Genomic DNA, 18521 nt, shown 5'->3' with positions numbered 1-18521 from the left:
ATTATGGATAAATTAGTACGCTCTATAAAGTTTCCAATTGTATTTGATTCAGAAAAACTACAAAATGATCTAAAAAAGATTATAAACGAAAAATGGATTGATCATTATAATACAGATTGTTACTCAGGAAAATGGAATTCGATTGCTTTAATGTCCCAAAACGGTAAATCGGATACTATTTATGCTTCTCCTACCAATGATGAGAAACTAGTTGCTACCGAAATTCTAAATTCGTGCACCTATTTTAAAGAAATTCTGGATGGTTTTTTATTCGAAAAAACAGCTGTACGCTTATTGCAATTAGCTGCTGGCGCAGAAGTTAAACCACATATTGATAATTGTTTAGGATATGAAGATGATTCTTTTCGATTGCATATTCCGATAATTACAAATAGCGAAGTCGAGTTTATTCTGGATGGTACTCGCTTGATTATGAATGAAGGTGAATGTTGGTATATAGATGCTAATTTTACTCATTCGGTTGTAAATAAAGGTGTTCAAGATCGTATTCATCTTGTTATAGACGGTGTTAGAAACGAATGGACTGATGCTATGTTTTATAAAGAAGCTCTTCAAGATCAATTTGTAAAACCTGCTCCCGTGATGAGTGATGAGCAAAAGCAACTTGTAATTAGTGAGTTACGCCGAATGAATACACCAACAGCTGATGAAATGATTAAAAATTTAGAGCTATAAATGTAGTTTTTACAAAAGTGATATGTTAAATTTAAGAAAATATGGAATGCTAGTTGCCATAATTAATATTCCGTTTTTATTTCAAAGTTGTTTGGTGAGCAGATGTCAAAGACCGCAAATTACAGGCTATATTTATGACGAAAGTACCAATACTCCTATCGAAAATTGTAAGGTAGGAGAAAGTTTAACCAATACAATGGGTTACTTTAGTTTAAAAGAAATAAGATATTCTCAATTTACTTTTGTGGGATATGAAGCGCCTCCACTTTTAGTTAATGAAGCTGTTTATAAAGAAGGTTATGAAAAGAAATCTATTGATTTGCATAATCCTTTTGGTGGTGGAATGAGAAAAGGCGCTGTTTATAATACAGATACTATTTATTTAAAGAGAACAGCAATTCCAATTAGTAATTGATATTAAGTTGAAATATCAACCCAAGTTACAAGTTGCCACTTTCCATCAATTTTTTCAAAATAATAATCTATAAAAATTCCATTATCGATTCCGCGTTGTTGGATTGTTACTTTATCTTTTTTTAGAATTATTTGTTGTTTATAGTTTCTTTCTTCTGGTTTTTTGTCCAAGTTTATAGTAGTATATTCTTGTTTAGGAATTACATAATCAACTAGTTCTAGATCATCATTATTAATTTTTACTTTCAACGGAAAACGTACTCTACTGAGTTGAAATACAATATTATGATTAAATAACTTAAAGAAATGGTTGAAGTCTTCTTGGGTGCTTTTATCACTTACAATTTCAGGCTTTTTTTCTTCGGATGTAATAATTTTTTTTGGCTCATCGTTTAAAAAAATATTATCCTGATGCACTGTTTCTTTTTTACAGCTTACAAGAACTAATAGCAAAATTACAACAGATGATTTTAAAATTATTTTCATGCCTCTTGCCTTTCTTCGTATATTTTTAATAATTGTGCTACCGTATTCCAGTTTCTGATAGTTGCTGTTACATTTAATTTTTTCTCGATATATTTTTGATCAAATCTCGTTTTTCCTGCTCCAACAGCATATTTAATGAATATTCTATTGCCATCAATACTAGCTTCGTCTGGCTTAAATTGACTAATTTTTAAATCATTGATGCTTTCGCTTCGTAATGCTATAGAAATAAAAGCAACATATAATTTTTTGATGTCCGCCTCTTTTTCTTTTAAAAAGGAATTATTTTTAAAACAAGCTTCTAAATCTTCTTTGCTAATAACTACAATTGGTACTTCGTGTCCGAAAACTTTAAATATTTCCTGTTTGATTAAAAAACCAACTTTTGATGCATTGTCTTCATCAGTATCGACAAAAACATTTCCCGACTGAATGTAAGTTTGTACATTTTGAAAACCTATCTTTTCTAAAGTAGTTTTTAAAGCTTCCATTTTTATCATGTTGTGTCCAGAAACATTGATGCCACGAAGTAATGCGAGATGAGTTTTCATTTGTTTTAATTTATTGTTCAAAGATATAAATATTCAAAGTCTTAGTAAGTCAATTTTTAAATTTCCTAATTTAAATCTATCTTCGCTTTTTATAAATATTGAAAGATTAATATAGAAGTTAAAAGATTCAATGATTGAAAAAATTAAAATCTAAGAAGTCTAAAATTCTAGTAATCTAATAATCGAGCAATTAAAAAATGTCTTATAATCTTCTACAAACTCCTATCGAATATTTAAAAGGTGTTGGCCCTAATCGGGGCGAATTGCTTCGAAAGGAATTGGGGATTCATAAATATATAGATTTGGTTAATTTTTTCCCTAATAGATATATAGACAGGACTCGTTATTATAAGATTAACGAATTACAAAATACAGGTTCTGAAGTTCAGATTATTGGTAAAATCATCAATATAAAAACGGTTGAATTTGCAAAGAACAAAAAGCGATTAGTTGCTACTTTTGTTGATGACACAGGACAACTAGATTTAAACTGGTTTCAAGGGCACAAATGGATTCGTGAAAGTTTAAAGCTCAACGAAGTTTGTGTGATTTTCGGAAAGTGTAGTTTATATGGCAGTCAGTTCAGTATGGCGCATCCGGAGATTGAATTAATGGCTGAGCATGAACAAAGTCTGCGTTCGGCCATGCAACCCGTTTATCCATCGACTGAAACCTTGACCAACCGAGGCATTTCAAATCGTGTGATTAATAAACTCATGCAACAATTATTTCTAGAAACACAAGCCTTGTTTACAGAAACACTACCTGATTATCTGACCAATGAATTAAAACTGATTCCTAAAAGAACTGCTTTATTCAATATACATTTCCCAAAAAGCACCGATGCTTTGGCGAAAGCACAATATCGGTTAAAATTTGAGGAATTGTTTTTTATTCAGTTGCAACTGATAACTAAGAATCTGATTAGAAAGCATAAAATAAAAGGACATCCGTTTACAAAAGTTGGTGAATATTTTAATGTTTTTTATCAAAACCACTTGCCTTTTGAGCTTACGAATGCCCAGAAAAGGGTGATTAAGGAAATTCGTATTGATATGGGGAGTAATGCCCAAATGAATCGATTATTACAGGGAGATGTAGGTTCTGGAAAAACAATCGTTGCTTTTATGAGTATGTTATTGGCGCTTGATAACGGTTTTCAGGCTTGCCTTATGGCACCAACAGAAATTTTAGCCAATCAGCATTTTATAGGATTATCAGAACTAGCAACAACATTAAATATCAATATAAAAATACTAACGGGTTCTACTAAAATTGCTGCCAGAAGAGTGATTTATGAAGAATTAGAAAATGGAAGTTTACATATTTTAATAGGCACGCACGCTTTATTGGAAGATAAGGTTAAGTTTAAAAATCTAGGATTAGCCGTAATCGATGAGCAACATCGTTTTGGTGTTGAGCAACGTTCTAAATTATGGAAAAAGAACGAAATTCCGCCACACGTATTGGTTATGACCGCCACTCCTATTCCTAGAACGTTGGCAATGAGTTTGTATGGTGATTTGGATATTTCAGTAATAGATGAGTTGCCACCAGGACGAAAACCAATTCAAACCGTTCATCGTTATGATAGCAACAGATTGAAAGTATGGAAATTTCTGCGAGATGAGATTGCTTTAGGCAGACAAATTTATATCGTATATCCATTGATTCAAGAATCTGAAAAAATGGACTTCAAGGATTTAATGGATGGTTATGAGAGTATTTCTCGTGATTTCCCCCTACCCGATTATTCGATTTCTATTCTTCACGGAAAAATGAAACCCGCAGATAAAGATTCGGAAATGAAACGTTTTTCTGAAGGGAAAACAAATATAATGGTGGCTACAACGGTTATTGAAGTTGGTGTAAACATACCAAATGCGAGTGTAATGATTATAGAAAGTGCAGAACGTTTTGGACTTTCGCAACTGCATCAATTACGTGGTCGCGTTGGTCGTGGAGCTGAACAGAGTTATTGTATACTAATGACTTCCTATAAATTAAGCTCTGACAGTAAAACCCGAATGGAAACGATGGTACAAACTAATGATGGTTTTCAAATTGCCGAGGTTGATTTAAAACTTCGAGGACCTGGTGATTTAATGGGGACGCAACAAAGTGGTGTTTTAAATCTTCAAATAGCTGATATTGTTCGGGATCGTGATATTTTGTCTTTGGCTAGAAATTACGCTTTAAAGATTCTTAAAGAAGATGCACCATTACAAAAACCCGAAAACGCTATCTTAAAAGCTGTTTTTATAGAATTAACTAAGAAAAAGAATATCTGGAACTATATTAGTTAGTTTTTTTTAAGTAACAAAGACTAGCCTTTGTGAAAGTAATTTATTTTTTTGTTTTTCATAAATAAAATGGATGTTTCTATGTGTTAAATGAAATTTTGAGACCCGAGCTAAGCAAGTAGGCGAAGTAATTGCCCCAACAGGTTGAGTATATACTCTATTGCTATATATCAAGACATACAATAAAAAAAATCATTGTTTTTCTACTTTTAAAACTTAGTTGCTCAGACCTTTTGCAACTTTTAATCTAAAAAACAGATTTTTTTCACAATCGTTTTAAACCTTTCCTTAAGAACTAAGTCTTAACTCTATTGTAATTCGGCCTCTTCCTGTCTTTCTTTAATTAAAATATTAATATTTGTACATACAACTGTTAAATATAAAGATAAGACATTCAGTATTGGATACAAAAAACTAAATTTGTGAATTCACTTAAAAACAAAATCTATTAATTCTAGTTTTACCAAAAATCTTATGAAAATAAAGAACCTTGTTTATGCCTTGCTAATAATCGGAATAGGAGGATTTATTGCTTACCGAATTGTATCCAATAAAAATAAGAATGACGAATCTAAAGGTCAAAACAGTAAAAATAATCCAATTACCGTTTCAGGAGTTGTAGTTAACACTCAGACTTTTGATAATAATTTATCCTTATCTGGGTCTATTGAAGCTAATGAGCAAGTAGAAATTAGAAGTGAAGTTTCGGGCATAGTCGAAGGTATTTATTTTAATGAAGGAAGTAATGTGACTAAAGGTCAGGTGCTTTTTAAAGTAAATGATTTAGAATTAAAAGCACAATTAAAACAAGCAACTACAAAAGAAAGTCTGGCTGCTGAAAATGCCCGAAGAGCAAAGCTACTTTTGCAAAAAGAAGCTATTAGCCAAGAAGAATACGATGTTGCAAAGGCGGATTATGCTTCATCACAAGCACAAAGTCAATTAATACGTGCACAAATTGCAAAAACAGCTGTGAAGGCTCCGTTTTCTGGAAAAATAGGATTGCGTTCTATTTCTCCGGGCGCCTATATAACTCCAACAGTTTTGGTTGCTAAATTGGTTAATACAAGTAAGCTAAAAATTACATTCTCAATTCCAGAGAAATATGCAAGTCAGGTAAGAGATAATTCAATTATAACGTTCAGTGTTTCTGGATCAAATACATTATATACAGCAAAAATTTATGCTATTGAGCCTGAAGTTTCTGTAGAAACTAGAACACTTCAAATTAGAGCTATTGCAGAAAATAAAGATGGTAAATTATTCCCAGGGACTTTTGCTGATGTAAAATTACCATTAGATATCATAAAAGATGCCATCGTAGTACCTACTGAAGCAATTATACCAGTGCAAAATGGTAAAAAAGTTTTTATCTCGAATTTTGGAAAAGCCAAAGAAGTAATGGTAGAAACAGCTACACGAACTGACGCATCTATTTTAATTGTTTCAGGTTTAAAAAAGGGAGATACCGTTATAACAAGTGGTGTAATGTCATTAAAGAATGATAATCCAATTAAAGTAAAAATTAAATTATAAGTTATGAATTTGAAATTATTAAGCTTGGCGCCTTTGCTAAATCTTAAATAATTAAAAAACATAATTCATTACCCATTTATAATTAAAAAAAATGAGTTTATCAACAACAAGTATAAGAAGGCCCGTATTAACAATTGTTTTAAATCTAGCAATTGTATTATTTGGTCTTATAGGATATAGTTTTTTAGGTGTAAGAGAATTTCCATCTATTGATCCTGCACAAGTTTCTGTTCGTACCAACTATACAGGAGCAAATTCCGATATTATAGAATCTCAAATTACTGAACCGCTTGAAAAAGCGATTAATGCCATTGATGGAATTAGAAATATTACTTCATCGAGTGTACAAGGAAGTAGTAATATTACTATTGAGTTTAATCTAGATAAAAATCTTGAAGAAGCTGCAAACGATGTTCGTGATAAAGTATCACAAGCAGTTCGAAGCTTACCTCAGGATATAGATGCCCCTCCAGTTGTTTCTAAGGCTGATGCCAATGGTGAATCTATAATCTCTATGACCGTGCAAAGTAATACACGAAGTGCTCTCGAATTAAGTGATTATGCAGAGAATGTTATTTCGCAACGACTAGAAACAATTCCAGGAGTTAGTGCTGTTCAAATTTGGGGACAAAAACGGTATGCTATGCGTTTATGGATTGATCCTATAAAGCTAGCTGCATATGGATGTACTGTGTCAGAAGTTCGTGCTGCTTTAAATGCACAGAATGTTGAGCTACCTTCTGGAAAATTAACTGGAAATAATACAGAGTTAACAGTAAAAACAGTTGGTAATTTATCCAAACCAGAAGAATTTAATAATATTATTATTCGTTCCGATGGCGAAAAAATAGTTCGCCTAAGCGATGTTGGAAATGCGGAATTAGGTCCAGAAAATACAGAAACAAAATTGAGCCAATCAGGGCTTCCTATGATAGGTCTTGCAATTGTGCCTATGCCAGGTGCAAATTATCTAGATATTTCGAAAGAATTTTATAAAAAATACGATGCTTTAAAAAAGGATCTTCCTAAAGACATTAAACTCGATATTGCAATTGATAGTACTCTATTTGTTAAAAAATCGGTTCTGGAAGTTGCTGAAACCTTAATGATATCTATTGTTCTGGTTATCTTGATTATCTTTTTGTTTTTTAGAGATTGGGCAATTGCATTTAGACCATTAATTGATATTCCAGTTTCTTTAATAGCAACATTTTTTATAATGTGGCTCTTTGGATTTTCGATTAACGTATTGACATTATTGGCAATTGTTCTTGCAACAGGACTTGTGGTTGATGACGGAATTGTTGTAACGGAGAATATCTTTAAGAAAGTTGAAGAAGGAATGTCGCCAATTGAAGCTGCTATCAAAGGATCAAATGAAATTTTCTTTGCTGTAATATCTATTTCAGTAACATTGGCTGCGGTATTTTTACCAGTAATATTTCTGGAAGGATTCGTAGGACGACTATTTCGAGAGTTTGGAGTCGTTATTGGAGCGGCAGTATTAATTTCTGCATTTGTTTCTTTAACGTTGACTCCAATGTTAAACGCTTATTTGATGAAAGGTGGTGAGCAAAAAAAATCAAATTTCTATATTAAAACTGAACCTTATTTTGAAAAATTAAATAGTGGCTATGCTGAAGCATTGGCCCGTTTTATGAAGAAAAAATGGTTGAGCTTTCCTATTATCGCAATTTGTTTTGGATTAATTTATTTATTTTTTAGCATTTTACCAAAAGAAACAGCTCCTTATGATGACAGAAGTGCGCTTGTTTTAAGTGTAACAACTCCAGAAGGGTCTTCATACGAATATACGGATCGTTTTATGCAAGAACTAGGCAAGTTAATAGATGATTCAATACCCGAGAAAAAAGTGAGCTTAGTAATTACTTCACCAGGATTTGGGTCTTCATCTGTAAACAGTGGTAGAGTTCGAATTGCACTTAATGAGCCAAACGAACGAACTCGTTCTCAAAAAGAAATTGCTGAAAAATTAACGAAATGGACTAAGAGATACTCAGAAGCAAAAACTTCAGTAACTGAGCAACCTACTATTGCTGTAAACCGTCGTGGAGGATTACCCATTCAATATATTATCCAAGCGCCTAATTTTCAGAAATTAGAAGAAAAAATTCCTTTGTTTATGGAGGAAGCCAATAAAAATGATACTTTTTCTGTAACTGATGTAAATTTAAAATTTAATAAGCCTGAGATTAATGTAAGTATCGATCGTGAAAAGGCTGAAAGTTTGGGTATATCAATTATCGATATTGCACAAACATTACAGCTTTCATTGAGCGGTCAGCGTTTTGGCTATTTTATTAAAAACGGAAAACAATATCAGGTAATTGGGCAATTTGACCAAAAAGACCGTTCGAAACCATTGGATTTAACTTCGATGTTTGTAAAAAATAAAAAAGGGCAATTAATACAAATGGATAACGTAGTTTCGGTTGAGGAACAAAGTAATCCACCACAATTGTATCATAACAATAGATATATGTCTGCTACTATTTCGGCTGGTTTAGCTCCAGGCAAAAGTATCAGCGATGGTATTGATGCTATGAATGAAATAAAAGCCAAAGTCTTAGATGAGAGTTTTACTACTGACTTAGGTGGTGAATCACGAGATTTTGTAGAAAGTAGTTCAAATACTTCATTTGCATTTGGATTGGCTTTGTTATTAATATTTTTGATATTATCGGCTCAATTCGAAAGTTTTATTGATCCATTTATTATTATTTTGACCGTACCAATGGCTGTTGCAGGAGCATTGTTTTCGCTATGGCTGTTTAATCAAACATGGAATATCTTTAGCCAAATCGGAACCGTAATGTTAATAGGTTTGGTTACCAAAAATGGTATTTTGATTGTGGAATTTGCTAATCAATTGCGAGAGCAAGGCAAACCTAAATTAGAAGCTATTTTAGAAGCTTCAGAAGCGCGATTAAGACCAATTTTGATGACGAGTTTGGCAATTGCATTAGGAGCTTTGCCAATTGCAATGTCGTTAGGAGAAGCTTCTACAAGTCGTATGGGAATGGGAGTTGTTATTGTTGGAGGAACTATTTTTTCTTTAATTCTTACTTTATTTGTTATCCCAGCAATGTATTTAATGTGGTCTAAAGCCCGTAAGCATTATCCTGAGTTTGATCATATTGAAGAATATGAAAAAGAAAGCAGTAAATAAGCTACAAACTCTTAGTTTAAAAAAAATAGTAGCCATGAATTGCTTTTAAACAAAAAAATGATTTGCAGATTCTTGGTAATAAATATAAAAAATGATGTACACTAAAACTCTATTTAAATACTTGATTTTATTACTTTTTTGTGTTGTAAAAAGCAATGCACAAGAAGTTCTTACTATAGAAAATGCAGTTAAAATAGCATTAGATAATAATTTTGAAATAAAAATAGCTTCAAATAATTCAAAAATTAATGAAACTAATACAACCGTAGGAAATGCTGGGATGTTGCCAAAAGTAACAGCTACTATTGTAGATAATAATAGCGTCCAAAACACATCCCAAATTCGTCAGGATGGAACTTCTACTTCATTGAGTAATGCAAAAAACAATAGCTTAAACTATGGTGTTGGATTAGATTGGACGATATTTGATGGTATGCGAATGTTTGCCCAATTAGATCAGCTTAAAGAACTACAAAAATTAGGTGATGCCGAATTACGACGTACTATTTTGGTGAAAGTGGGACAGGTAAATTCAACTTACTATGATTTGGTTCAGCAACAACAGCAATTGGCAGCTTTGGATACAACTATTGTGATTTCAAAACAAAGATTGACATTGGCTCAAAACAGATTTGTGATCGGTAAAGCTTCTAAATTAGAAGTCTTAAATGCTCAGGTTGATTTAAATACAGATCAGGTTACATTATTAAGACAAAAAGAATTATATGCAAATGCAAAGATTTTATTGAATCAGATTTTAGCAAGAGATTCTAAAATTGATTTTAAAGTGATAAATGAAGTAAATGTAGATAATGCGTTAATTTTAGATAATTTACTAGAGTTAGCTAAAAAGCAGAATCCCCAATTAGAATCGCAAATTATAAATATTAGAATTGCTGAATTACAATTAAAACAAGTAAAAGCAAATCGCTACCCTACTGTTAAATTAAATACTGGATATAACTTTGCAGAAAGCCATTCTAGTTTAGGATTTACAAGTCAGTCAACTGCCCGAGGGTTAAATTATGGATTTAGTGCTACTTTGAATTTATTTGATGGTTTTGCTCAGCATAGAAATGAAAAAACATCTAAACTAGCTATAGAGAATACTAAATATGCTTTAGAACAGCAAAATCAAATTTTAAGCACACAATTAGCTACTTCTTATCAAACTTATTTGACGAACTTAGAGTTGATAAATTTAGAAGAAAACAATGAAGCTATTGCTAAACAAAACTTAGATATTACCCTAGATAAATTTCGTATAGGAACTATTACTACTCTTGAGTTTAGAACAGCACAGCTTAATTATGTCAATGCAAAAGTACGTTATAGTAATGCTCAATTTGAAGCTAAATTATCTGAAATTGCTTTAAAAGAATTAGCAGGAAATATTAGTTTTTAGTCTAAATTTGTTTTCAAATTTTATAAAATGATATCATATAATACTAAAGACTGGTTTACTTTTATTTTTCATTTTCATAAATCAGATACCGTTAGGAAATTATTTCCTATCATGATTGCCATAGCAGTTTATTCTAGTTTAGTTGGTTATCTTGAAGTTTATTATTTTAGGATAGGTAAAAATGACTATATACAGAATATTCCAATTATGCATGGAATGCTAGGCTTTGTAATTTCTTTATTATTGGTATTTCGAACAAATACTGCCTATGATCGCTGGTGGGAAGGTCGAAAACAATGGGGAAGTCTTGTAAATAATAGCCGTAATTTGGCAATTAAACTTTCGGCAATCTTAAAAGATGAAAATGACAGGAAGTTTTTTAGAAAATTCATTCCTGTATATGCTGATGTTTTGCACAAGCATTTAAATGATTCTGAAACTGGAAAACAACTTTTTGAGGGTGTTGATTTAGAAATTGATCATCATAAACACAAGCCAAATCAGGTAAAGAGTATTATGTATCACAAAATAAATGATTTGTATGATGCTAAAAAAATATCTGGTGATCAACTCATTATCATAAATGATGAGTTCAAAGCTTTTACCGATGTTTGCGGGGCTTGCGAGAGAATAAAAAACACACCTATTCCCTACTCTTACAGCGCATTTATAAAAAAATTCATATTCTTTTATATCATGACTTTGCCTTTTGGTTACTCCATAAGTTTAGGTTATTATGTTGCTCCTGTAGTTGTTTTTGTTTTTTATGTACTAGCGAGTTTAGAACTTATTGCCGAAGAAATTGAAGATCCTTTTGGTGAAGATGAAAATGATTTACCTACTAAAAAAATAGCCGAAAATATTAAAAAGCATATTGAAGAGTTGATTTAATTTAACGTTAAATCTTCTTTTCATATGATTATTTTGTTTAATTTTAAATTCTAGTCTTAAAATTTAAAGCAATGAAGAATCAACGTTTTCTAATAAATCCACTTCAATTATCAAAAGAGAAATCCTTAAAAACTCTTGTTGAAAATAGGACGATTTATAACTTGAATCATTGTGAGTTAAATATCTTCGAAACATACGAATCATCAACTTTAGTTCCATTAAAATTTGATGATTTGGTAGTTACAAGTATGTTGAGAGGAAAAAAGATAATGCATCTTTTTAAAGATCCAGAATTCGAGTATTTACCTGGGCAGACAGTTGTTGTTCCTGCAAATGTAGAAATGAAAATTGATTTTCCAGAAGCTACAAGAAAGAACCCTACACAATGTCTGGCTTTGGCCATTGAACAATCTAAAATTACAGAGACGTTAAATTTCTTAAACGAGAAATATCCCAAACAAAATAATGTACTTTGGCAATTACATTACCAAAATTATTTTTTTTATAATAATGTTGATATGGCTGCTACTATTAATAAGCTCATTAAGGAATGTATGAGCACATCGATAACTAAAGATGTTTTAGCAGATTTAACTCTTAAAGAATTATTAATTCGTATTATACAAACACAAACTGTGAAATCTATTGATGAGGGAATAATAATTCAAGAAAATAATCCAATAAAAGAAGTCACAGAATTTATCAAGCAGAATTTGAAGGAAAATATGAATTTAAAAAGTCTGAGTGATAAAGCATGTATGAGTACAGCCTCTTTCTATCGTTTTTTTAAAAAAGAATTAGGAATGAGTCCTATAGAATATGTACTCAATGAAAAAATAAAATGTGCCAAGAAATTACTAAAAAATCCTTCCATACAAATTAATGAAGTCTGCTATTTATCTGGATTTGAAGATGCTAATTATTTTATCAGATTGTTTAAAAAACACGAAGGGATTACTCCAAAGCAATATCAGTTGTTATTTATCAACTAAGGTGCTAAGAAAAGGTTCGAAGGTTTCTTAAAGAAACGTAAATTCATGCATTCTGTTTTAAAAAAATTAGGTAGAAGATCCTCTCCTCCTTCTTGATAACTATCAAGAATTACCATCTTTATGCAGGGGAATTTCTATAAGTAACTCGATAATTATTGCATAAAAAAAAAAGACGTAGTTCATTGAAAATAATAAGTTTGCATGTTTAAACTTTAAAAAAAAATACTTTTTACTCAATAATTTTAATTGCCTCTAATTCCTTCTCTTCTTCTTCGGTGAAAATTCTATATTCAATTTGAAATGTTTTTTTTAGTGGTGTTTCTAATGAAAATCCGCCAACTCCAAATGCATCAATTACATGGAGTGTAAAATGTGCATGTTTCCAATATTCGAATAAATCTTTATCAACCCAAAATTCGGTATCTTCAATTGTTCCAATGCATACGTCTCCAGTTCGTTGGTAAAATCCACCTTTCTCAAAACATTGTGGTTGTGTTCCTTCACAACATCCCCCAGCTTGATAAAACATTAATTCGCCATGTTTTTCTTTTAATATTTTTATTAATTCAATGGCTTTTTCTGAAGCTTCAATTCTTTTTATCATGATTTTAGATTTAAAAAAAAGCAACAAACCCTTATTAGTTAAAGAGTTTGTTGCTTTCATGATTTAATTTAATTAAGGTTTAGCAATTTCGAGTACAACCCTACCTTCAATTTGTCCTTTTTTCATTTTGTCAAAAACATCATTGATGTCTTCTAATTTTGCAGGAGTGATTGTCGCTTTTACTTTCCCTTCTGTAGCAAATTCAATTGCTTCTTTCATGTCTTTACGTGTACCTACAATTGAACCACGAATTGTAATTCTGTTTAAAACAGTATCAAAAATTGATAAATCAAAGTTTCCAGGAGGAAGTCCGTTAAGTGCCATTGTACCTTTTCGTCTTAAAGTTTCAAGACCTTGCTTGAAAGCGATAGGAGAAACTGCAGTAATTAATGCCCCATGCATTCCACCAACTTCCTTTTTTAAGAATTCTCCAGGATTTTGATTTTTTGCGTTTACTACCAAATCAGCTCCAAGTCTTTTGGCTAAATCAAGTTTGTCATCGGCAACATCTATTGCTGCAACATGCATTCCCATTGCTTTGGCATATTGTACCGCAACGTGACCTAAACCTCCAATTCCTGAAATTGCAACCCATTCTCCTGGTTTTACCTCAGTTTCTTTTAGTCCTTTATATACCGTTACTCCAGCGCATAGTATTGGTGCCATTTCCATAAAATTAACATTTGAAGGCAGGATCCCAACGTATCTAGCATCGGCAATTACATATTCTGCAAATCCACCATCTACGCTATAACCGCCATTTTGCTGGGTATCGCATAAGGTCTCCCAACCTGTTATACATTGATCGCAGCCTCCACAAGCGCTATAAAGCCATGGCACCCCTACTGCATCACCTTCTTTTACATTTTTAACATCCTGGCCTACCGCCACTACATAACCTACCGCCTCATGCCCTGGAATTAATGGCATTTTAGGCTTTACGGGCCAATCGCCTTCTATGGCATGTAAATCGGTATGACAAACTCCACTTGCGATAACTTTTACAAGTATTTCATTTTTACCTGGTCGTTTTACTTCTACTTCTTCAATTTTTAAAAGAGAACCAAATTCTCTTACAACCGCAGCTTTCATTGTTTTTGGTAACATAATAGTATTGATTTATAAGGCCAGTACATTTGTATACCAGTCTTTGGTTTATTTAATTCTTTTAAAAGAAACCTAATTTCTTTTTGTCGTAAGAAATCAGCATGTTTTTAGTTTGGCGGTATTGTCCTAACATCATTTTATGATTTTCACGACCTATCCCTGATTGTTTGTATCCTCCAAACGGTGCGCCTGCAGGGTAAGAATGGTATTGATTTATCCAAACTCTTCCAGCTTGAATGGCTCTTGGTACTTGGTAAATTTCATGCGCATCACGCGTCCAAACACCAGCTCCTAAACCATACATGGTATCATTTGCAATGGCAATAGCTTCTTCTGTAGTTTTAAAAGTAGTAACGGCTAGTACTGGCCCAAAAATCTCTTCCTGAAAGATTCTCATTTTATTATTCCCTCTAAACAATGTAGGTTTTATGTAATAGCCACCTTCTAGGTCACCTCCGAAATTATTCTCGGCACCACCAGTAAGTAGCTCAGCTCCTTCTTCTTTTCCTAGTTTTATATAAGAAAGAATTTTTTCTTTTTGCACGATTGAAGTCTGTGCTCCTATCATCGTAGTTTTATCTAATGGATTTCCTGCAATAATTGCTTCTGTTCTCTCTATTACTCTTTTAATAAATTTATCATAGATATCTTCATGAACTAATAATCTAGAAGGACATGTACAGATTTCTCCTTGATTTAAAGCAAATAAAACAGCTCCTTCTATGGCTTTGTCAAAGAAATCATCATCATGGTCGGCTATAGACGGAAAGAATATATTTGGTGATTTCCCTCCAAGTTCTAATGTAACTGGGATAATATTCTCGGTAGCATATTGCATTACTAATCGTCCTGTTGTTGTAGAGCCTGTAAATGCTGCTTTAGCAACTTTTTTATTGGTAACTAATGGACGTCCTAGTTCTGCGCCAAATCCGTTTACAATATTCAAAACTCCCGGAGGAAGTATGTCGCCTATAAGTTCCATTAATACCAATATGGAAATTGGAGTACTTTCAGCAGGTTTTAAAACAATTGTATTTCCTGCTGCTAGTGCTGGAGCTATTTTCCAGACAGCCATTAATATCGGGAAATTCCAAGGAATAATTTGCGCCACCACTCCTAATGGTTCGCTTAGTGCAATTGAAACTGTTTGCGAGTCTAATTCGGCAATTGAGCTCTCTTCGGCACGTATTACTCCAGCAAAATATCTAAAATGATCTATTGCCAGCGGAATATCAGCAGCTAAGGTTTCACGTATCGGTTTTCCGTTATCTACCGTTTCTACAGTAGCAATATATTCTAGGTTGTCTTCTATTTTTTGTGCTATCTTATTTAATAAAATGCTACGTTCTGTTACTGAAGTTTTTCCCCATGCTTTGAACGCTTCATAAGCAGTGTCTATTGCTAAATCAATATCTTCTTTACTAGAATGCGCTGCTTTTGTAAATACTTTTCCATCTATTGGAGAAAGCACATCAAAATAATCTCCTTTTATTGGAGCTACAAATTTTCCACCAATGTAATTATCGTATTTTGCCTTAAATTCAGGTCTTTTTACTAGAGTACTCATAAAATATTTTTTTTGGATTTATTTCAAATTTACTTTCATTCTTTTATAAAGAATAGCACAATTCATTCATGTAATAGCACAAAAAACACAGAATCTGTTTTATAACTAAACTTTAATACTCTATTAGCAAATTATTATGATAAAAAATAGAGAATATTTAAAATAGATTTATTTATATACAATTAAAAAGAGCTGTAAAAAACCAAATAAATTGTTTCCTACTACAATGTGCAATGCCTATATTTGTAAACTTATTCAAGAATAATATTACTCAAATGAAAATATCTTACAACTGGTTAAAACAATTTATTAAAATAGACTGGAAATCCGATGAAACATCTGCTTTACTTACTGACTTAGGACTTGAAGTAGAAGTAGTTGAGAAATACCAATCAATAAAAGGCGGATTAGAAGGTATTGTTGTAGGACATGTATTAACCTGTGTACAGCACCCTGATGCTGATCGATTGAAAATTACAACTGTAGATTTAGGATTAGAACATCCTCTACAAATTGTATGTGGAGCAGCTAATGTTGCTGCAGGGCAAAAAGTTCCTGTTGCTACAATTGGTACTGTTTTATATGATAAAGATGGTGAACCCTTTATTATAAAAAAAGGAAAAATACGCGGGCAAGAAAGCTACGGAATGATTTGTGCTGAGGATGAGTTAGGTTTAGGAACAAGTCATGATGGGATTATGGTTTTGGATGAAGCATTAGTTCCTGGAACTCCAGCGTCTGAAGTTTTTAATATTGAAAATGATGAAGTTTTCGAAATAGGATTAACTCCAAACCGTGCCGATGCCATGAGTCATCTTGGTACAGCTCGTGATTTACGTGCAGGATTGTTACAAAGAGGTCAAAATGTAGAATTAATTACACCATCTGTAAGTAATTTTAGAGTTGACATGAGAACTTTAAAAATTGATGTAAATGTAGAAGAACCTTCTTTGGCACCTAGATATTGTGGTGTTACTATTTCTGGAATTACAATAAGTGAATCTCCAAACTGGTTACAAAATAGATTAAAAGCAATTGGAATTACTCCCAAAAATAATATTGTTGATATTACAAACTATGTTCTTCATGAATTAGGACAGCCTTTACATGCCTTTGATGCAAGTAAAATTAACGGAAAAATAATTGTAAAAACCCTTCCTGAAGGTACTAAATTTGTTACTCTTGATGATGTTGAAAGAACATTGCACCAAGAAGATTTAATGATCTGCGATGAGAAAGGCCCGTTATGTATTGCAGGTGTTTTTGGAGGAAAAAGATCTGGTATAACTGAAAGTACTACTTCTATATTCTTAGAAAGTGCATATTTTAATCCAGTTAGTGTTCGTAAATCGGCAAAAAGACATCAATTAAGCACTGATGCTTCTTTCAGATTTGAGAGAGGTATTGATCCTTCTATTACTGCATATGCTTTAAAACGTGCAGCCTTATTGATAAAAGAAATTGCTGGTGGGGAGATTACTTCTGATATTGTTGAAATATACCAAAAGAAAATAGACGATTTCTCTGTCTTCTTAAACTTTTGTAATGTGTCAAAAATTATTGGACAGGAGATTCCAAAAGATACAATCAAAAAAATATTAGTATCTCTTGATATTAAAGTTAATAGTGTATCTGAAGCTGGATTGGGATTAACAATTCCTGCATATCGTGTTGATGTACAACGTGAGATAGATGTTATCGAAGAAATCCTTAGAGTTTACGGATATAATAACATTAATTTTTCTAAAAAATTCAATGCGACAGTTTCTAACTCGCCAAGAACAGAAGATTATAAAGTACAAAATAGTATTGCAGCACAATTAAATTCACAAGGTTATCATGAAATGATGGCCAATTCATTGACAACTGCAGCTTATGCTAATCTTTCTAGTTTATTAAAAGAAGAACATAATGTTATAATATTAAATCCGCTAAGTAATGATTTATCAGTAATGCGACAATCATTATTGTTTTCTGGATTAGAAGCTATTGCATACAATATCAACAGAAAAAATTCAGATTTAAAATTATTTGAATTTGGAAAATCGTACCATAAATTTCTTAATGGTTATGAAGAACACAAACATTTAACTTTGTTTATTACTGGAAACAGAAATAAAGAAACTTGGACTAATAATGGGCAGCAATCTACTGATTTCTTTTTATTAAAAGGGTATGTAAATGGTGTTCTTTCTCGATTGGGAATTAATAAAATAAATAATATCCCAACACAATCAGATGTTTTTTCTGAGGGTGCTGCTATTGGATACGGTCATGATACTTTAGTTGAAATGGGTGTTGTTAAAAAAACTATTTTAAAACACTTCGGAATTAAACAAGAGATTTTTTATGCTGATTTTAACTGGGATTTAATTTTGAAAATAGTTACCGGTAAAATAAAATATACAGAAATTCCTAAATACCCCGAAGTACGTAGAGATTTAGCATTATTAATTGATAAAAATATTACTTATGATAGTATTTACAATCTTGCTAAACAAACTGAAAAAACGTTGTTAAAAGATGTGAATTTATTTGATGTATATGAAGGCAAAAATCTTCCTGAGGGCAAAAAATCTTATGCATTAAGCTTTACTATTCAGGATAATACAAAAACACTTACTGATGCTCAAATTGATAAAATAATGAGTAAATTGCAACAAAGCTTCGAAAATGAACTTGGAGCTAGCTTGCGTTAAGTAAAAAGTATTCTATATAAAAACCCGCTAGAGAATGTAAATATTCTTTAGCGGATTTTTTTTGATTGATAGTGTAATAT

General features: G+C 32.0%; 14 protein-coding genes. 9 read left to right on the top strand and 5 right to left on the bottom strand.

What is annotated here, in order from left to right; all coding sequences use genetic code 11:
- Positions 1-3 precede the first annotated feature (3 nt).
- Together IUY40_RS08895 and IUY40_RS08890 are read left to right on the top strand one after the other, a co-directional pair.
- The gene (locus tag IUY40_RS08895; RefSeq protein WP_195736511.1) at positions 4-696 is read left to right on the top strand and encodes an aspartyl/asparaginyl beta-hydroxylase domain-containing protein; all 693 of its coding nucleotides are present in this window, start codon (positions 4-6) and stop codon (positions 694-696) included.
- A gap of 22 nt (positions 697-718) precedes the next feature.
- Positions 719-1111, top strand: coding sequence for a hypothetical protein (locus IUY40_RS08890; RefSeq protein WP_229335473.1), 393 nt, complete (start codon positions 719-721; stop codon positions 1109-1111).
- A gap of 2 nt (positions 1112-1113) precedes the next feature.
- On the opposite strand, the gene IUY40_RS08885 is transcribed toward IUY40_RS08890, so the two are convergent.
- A complete protein-coding gene (locus IUY40_RS08885; protein WP_195736510.1) occupies positions 1114-1596 on the bottom strand; it encodes a DUF4348 domain-containing protein in 483 nt (160 codons plus the stop codon).
- Positions 1593-2147: a DUF1697 domain-containing protein gene (locus IUY40_RS08880; protein WP_195736509.1), complete on the bottom strand. Its 555-nt coding sequence runs from the start codon at positions 2145-2147 to the stop codon at positions 1593-1595. Before IUY40_RS08880 ends, IUY40_RS08885 begins: the two co-directional genes overlap by 4 nt.
- Before the next feature lie 197 nt (positions 2148-2344).
- Between IUY40_RS08880 and recG the strand changes: the two genes are divergently transcribed.
- From recG to IUY40_RS08850, 6 genes are all read left to right on the top strand, one after another.
- Positions 2345-4453: an ATP-dependent DNA helicase RecG gene (gene recG / locus IUY40_RS08875; protein ID WP_195736508.1), complete on the top strand. Its 2109-nt coding sequence runs from the start codon at positions 2345-2347 to the stop codon at positions 4451-4453.
- Positions 4454-4924: 471 nt separating this feature from the next.
- Positions 4925-5986, top strand: coding sequence for an efflux RND transporter periplasmic adaptor subunit (locus tag IUY40_RS08870; RefSeq protein WP_195736507.1), 1062 nt, complete (start codon positions 4925-4927; stop codon positions 5984-5986).
- 91 nt (positions 5987-6077) lie between these two features.
- Entirely contained in the window at positions 6078-9176 is a 3099-nt protein-coding gene (locus tag IUY40_RS08865) for an efflux RND transporter permease subunit (protein WP_195736506.1), read from the top strand.
- A gap of 94 nt (positions 9177-9270) precedes the next feature.
- Entirely contained in the window at positions 9271-10581 is a 1311-nt protein-coding gene (locus IUY40_RS08860) for a TolC family protein (RefSeq protein WP_195736614.1), read from the top strand.
- A gap of 27 nt (positions 10582-10608) precedes the next feature.
- The gene (locus IUY40_RS08855; RefSeq protein ID WP_195736505.1) at positions 10609-11472 is read left to right on the top strand and encodes a bestrophin family ion channel; all 864 of its coding nucleotides are present in this window, start codon (positions 10609-10611) and stop codon (positions 11470-11472) included.
- 71 nt (positions 11473-11543) lie between these two features.
- Positions 11544-12464, top strand: a complete 921-nt coding sequence (locus tag IUY40_RS08850; RefSeq protein WP_195736504.1) for an AraC family transcriptional regulator N-terminal domain-containing protein — start codon at positions 11544-11546, stop codon at positions 12462-12464.
- A gap of 229 nt (positions 12465-12693) precedes the next feature.
- Here IUY40_RS08850 and IUY40_RS08845 read toward each other — a convergent pair whose 3' ends face one another.
- The 3 genes from IUY40_RS08845 to IUY40_RS08835 all read right to left on the bottom strand — a co-directional run bounded on the left by IUY40_RS08845 (position 12694) and on the right by IUY40_RS08835 (position 15742).
- Positions 12694-13068: a DUF779 domain-containing protein gene (locus IUY40_RS08845; protein WP_195736503.1), complete on the bottom strand. Its 375-nt coding sequence runs from the start codon at positions 13066-13068 to the stop codon at positions 12694-12696.
- A gap of 72 nt (positions 13069-13140) precedes the next feature.
- Positions 13141-14175: an alcohol dehydrogenase AdhP gene (gene adhP, locus IUY40_RS08840; RefSeq protein ID WP_195736502.1), complete on the bottom strand. Its 1035-nt coding sequence runs from the start codon at positions 14173-14175 to the stop codon at positions 13141-13143.
- 61 nt (positions 14176-14236) lie between these two features.
- Positions 14237-15742: an aldehyde dehydrogenase family protein gene (locus tag IUY40_RS08835; RefSeq protein ID WP_195736501.1), complete on the bottom strand. Its 1506-nt coding sequence runs from the start codon at positions 15740-15742 to the stop codon at positions 14237-14239.
- Between the two features lie 275 nt (positions 15743-16017).
- Between IUY40_RS08835 and pheT the strand changes: the two genes are divergently transcribed.
- On the top strand, positions 16018-18441 hold the full coding sequence (gene pheT / locus IUY40_RS08830) for a phenylalanine--tRNA ligase subunit beta (RefSeq protein ID WP_195736500.1): 2424 nt from the start codon (positions 16018-16020) through the stop codon (positions 18439-18441).
- Positions 18442-18521 lie beyond the last annotated feature (80 nt).

This window comes from Flavobacterium sp. ALJ2 (genome assembly GCF_015594725.1).
Lineage (GTDB): Bacteria > Bacteroidota > Bacteroidia > Flavobacteriales > Flavobacteriaceae > Flavobacterium.
Note: the sequence above shows the minus strand (reverse complement) of the source record. Positions and strands in the feature narration are given on the sequence as shown.

What these genes read in the sequence shown, in the direction of transcription:
- IUY40_RS08880 (WP_195736509.1), bottom strand. Translation starts at nt 2,147, where the DNA reads ATGAAAACTCATCTCGCATTACTTCGTGGCATCAATGTTTCTGGACAC.
- IUY40_RS08835 (WP_195736501.1), bottom strand. Translation starts at nt 15,742, where the DNA reads ATGAGTACTCTAGTAAAAAGACCTGAATTTAAGGCAAAATACGATAAT.
- IUY40_RS08890 (WP_229335473.1), top strand. Translation starts at nt 719, where the DNA reads ATGTTAAATTTAAGAAAATATGGAATGCTAGTTGCCATAATTAATATT.
- IUY40_RS08885 (WP_195736510.1), bottom strand. Translation starts at nt 1,596, where the DNA reads ATGAAAATAATTTTAAAATCATCTGTTGTAATTTTGCTATTAGTTCTT.
- IUY40_RS08855 (WP_195736505.1), top strand. Translation starts at nt 10,609, where the DNA reads ATGATATCATATAATACTAAAGACTGGTTTACTTTTATTTTTCATTTT.
- IUY40_RS08865 (WP_195736506.1), top strand. Translation starts at nt 6,078, where the DNA reads ATGAGTTTATCAACAACAAGTATAAGAAGGCCCGTATTAACAATTGTT.
- adhP (WP_195736502.1), bottom strand. Translation starts at nt 14,175, where the DNA reads ATGTTACCAAAAACAATGAAAGCTGCGGTTGTAAGAGAATTTGGTTCT.
- IUY40_RS08845 (WP_195736503.1), bottom strand. Translation starts at nt 13,068, where the DNA reads ATGATAAAAAGAATTGAAGCTTCAGAAAAAGCCATTGAATTAATAAAA.
- IUY40_RS08850 (WP_195736504.1), top strand. Translation starts at nt 11,544, where the DNA reads ATGAAGAATCAACGTTTTCTAATAAATCCACTTCAATTATCAAAAGAG.
- pheT (WP_195736500.1), top strand. Translation starts at nt 16,018, where the DNA reads ATGAAAATATCTTACAACTGGTTAAAACAATTTATTAAAATAGACTGG.
- recG (WP_195736508.1), top strand. Translation starts at nt 2,345, where the DNA reads ATGTCTTATAATCTTCTACAAACTCCTATCGAATATTTAAAAGGTGTT.
- IUY40_RS08860 (WP_195736614.1), top strand. Translation starts at nt 9,271, where the DNA reads ATGTACACTAAAACTCTATTTAAATACTTGATTTTATTACTTTTTTGT.
- IUY40_RS08895 (WP_195736511.1), top strand. Translation starts at nt 4, where the DNA reads ATGGATAAATTAGTACGCTCTATAAAGTTTCCAATTGTATTTGATTCA.
- IUY40_RS08870 (WP_195736507.1), top strand. Translation starts at nt 4,925, where the DNA reads ATGAAAATAAAGAACCTTGTTTATGCCTTGCTAATAATCGGAATAGGA.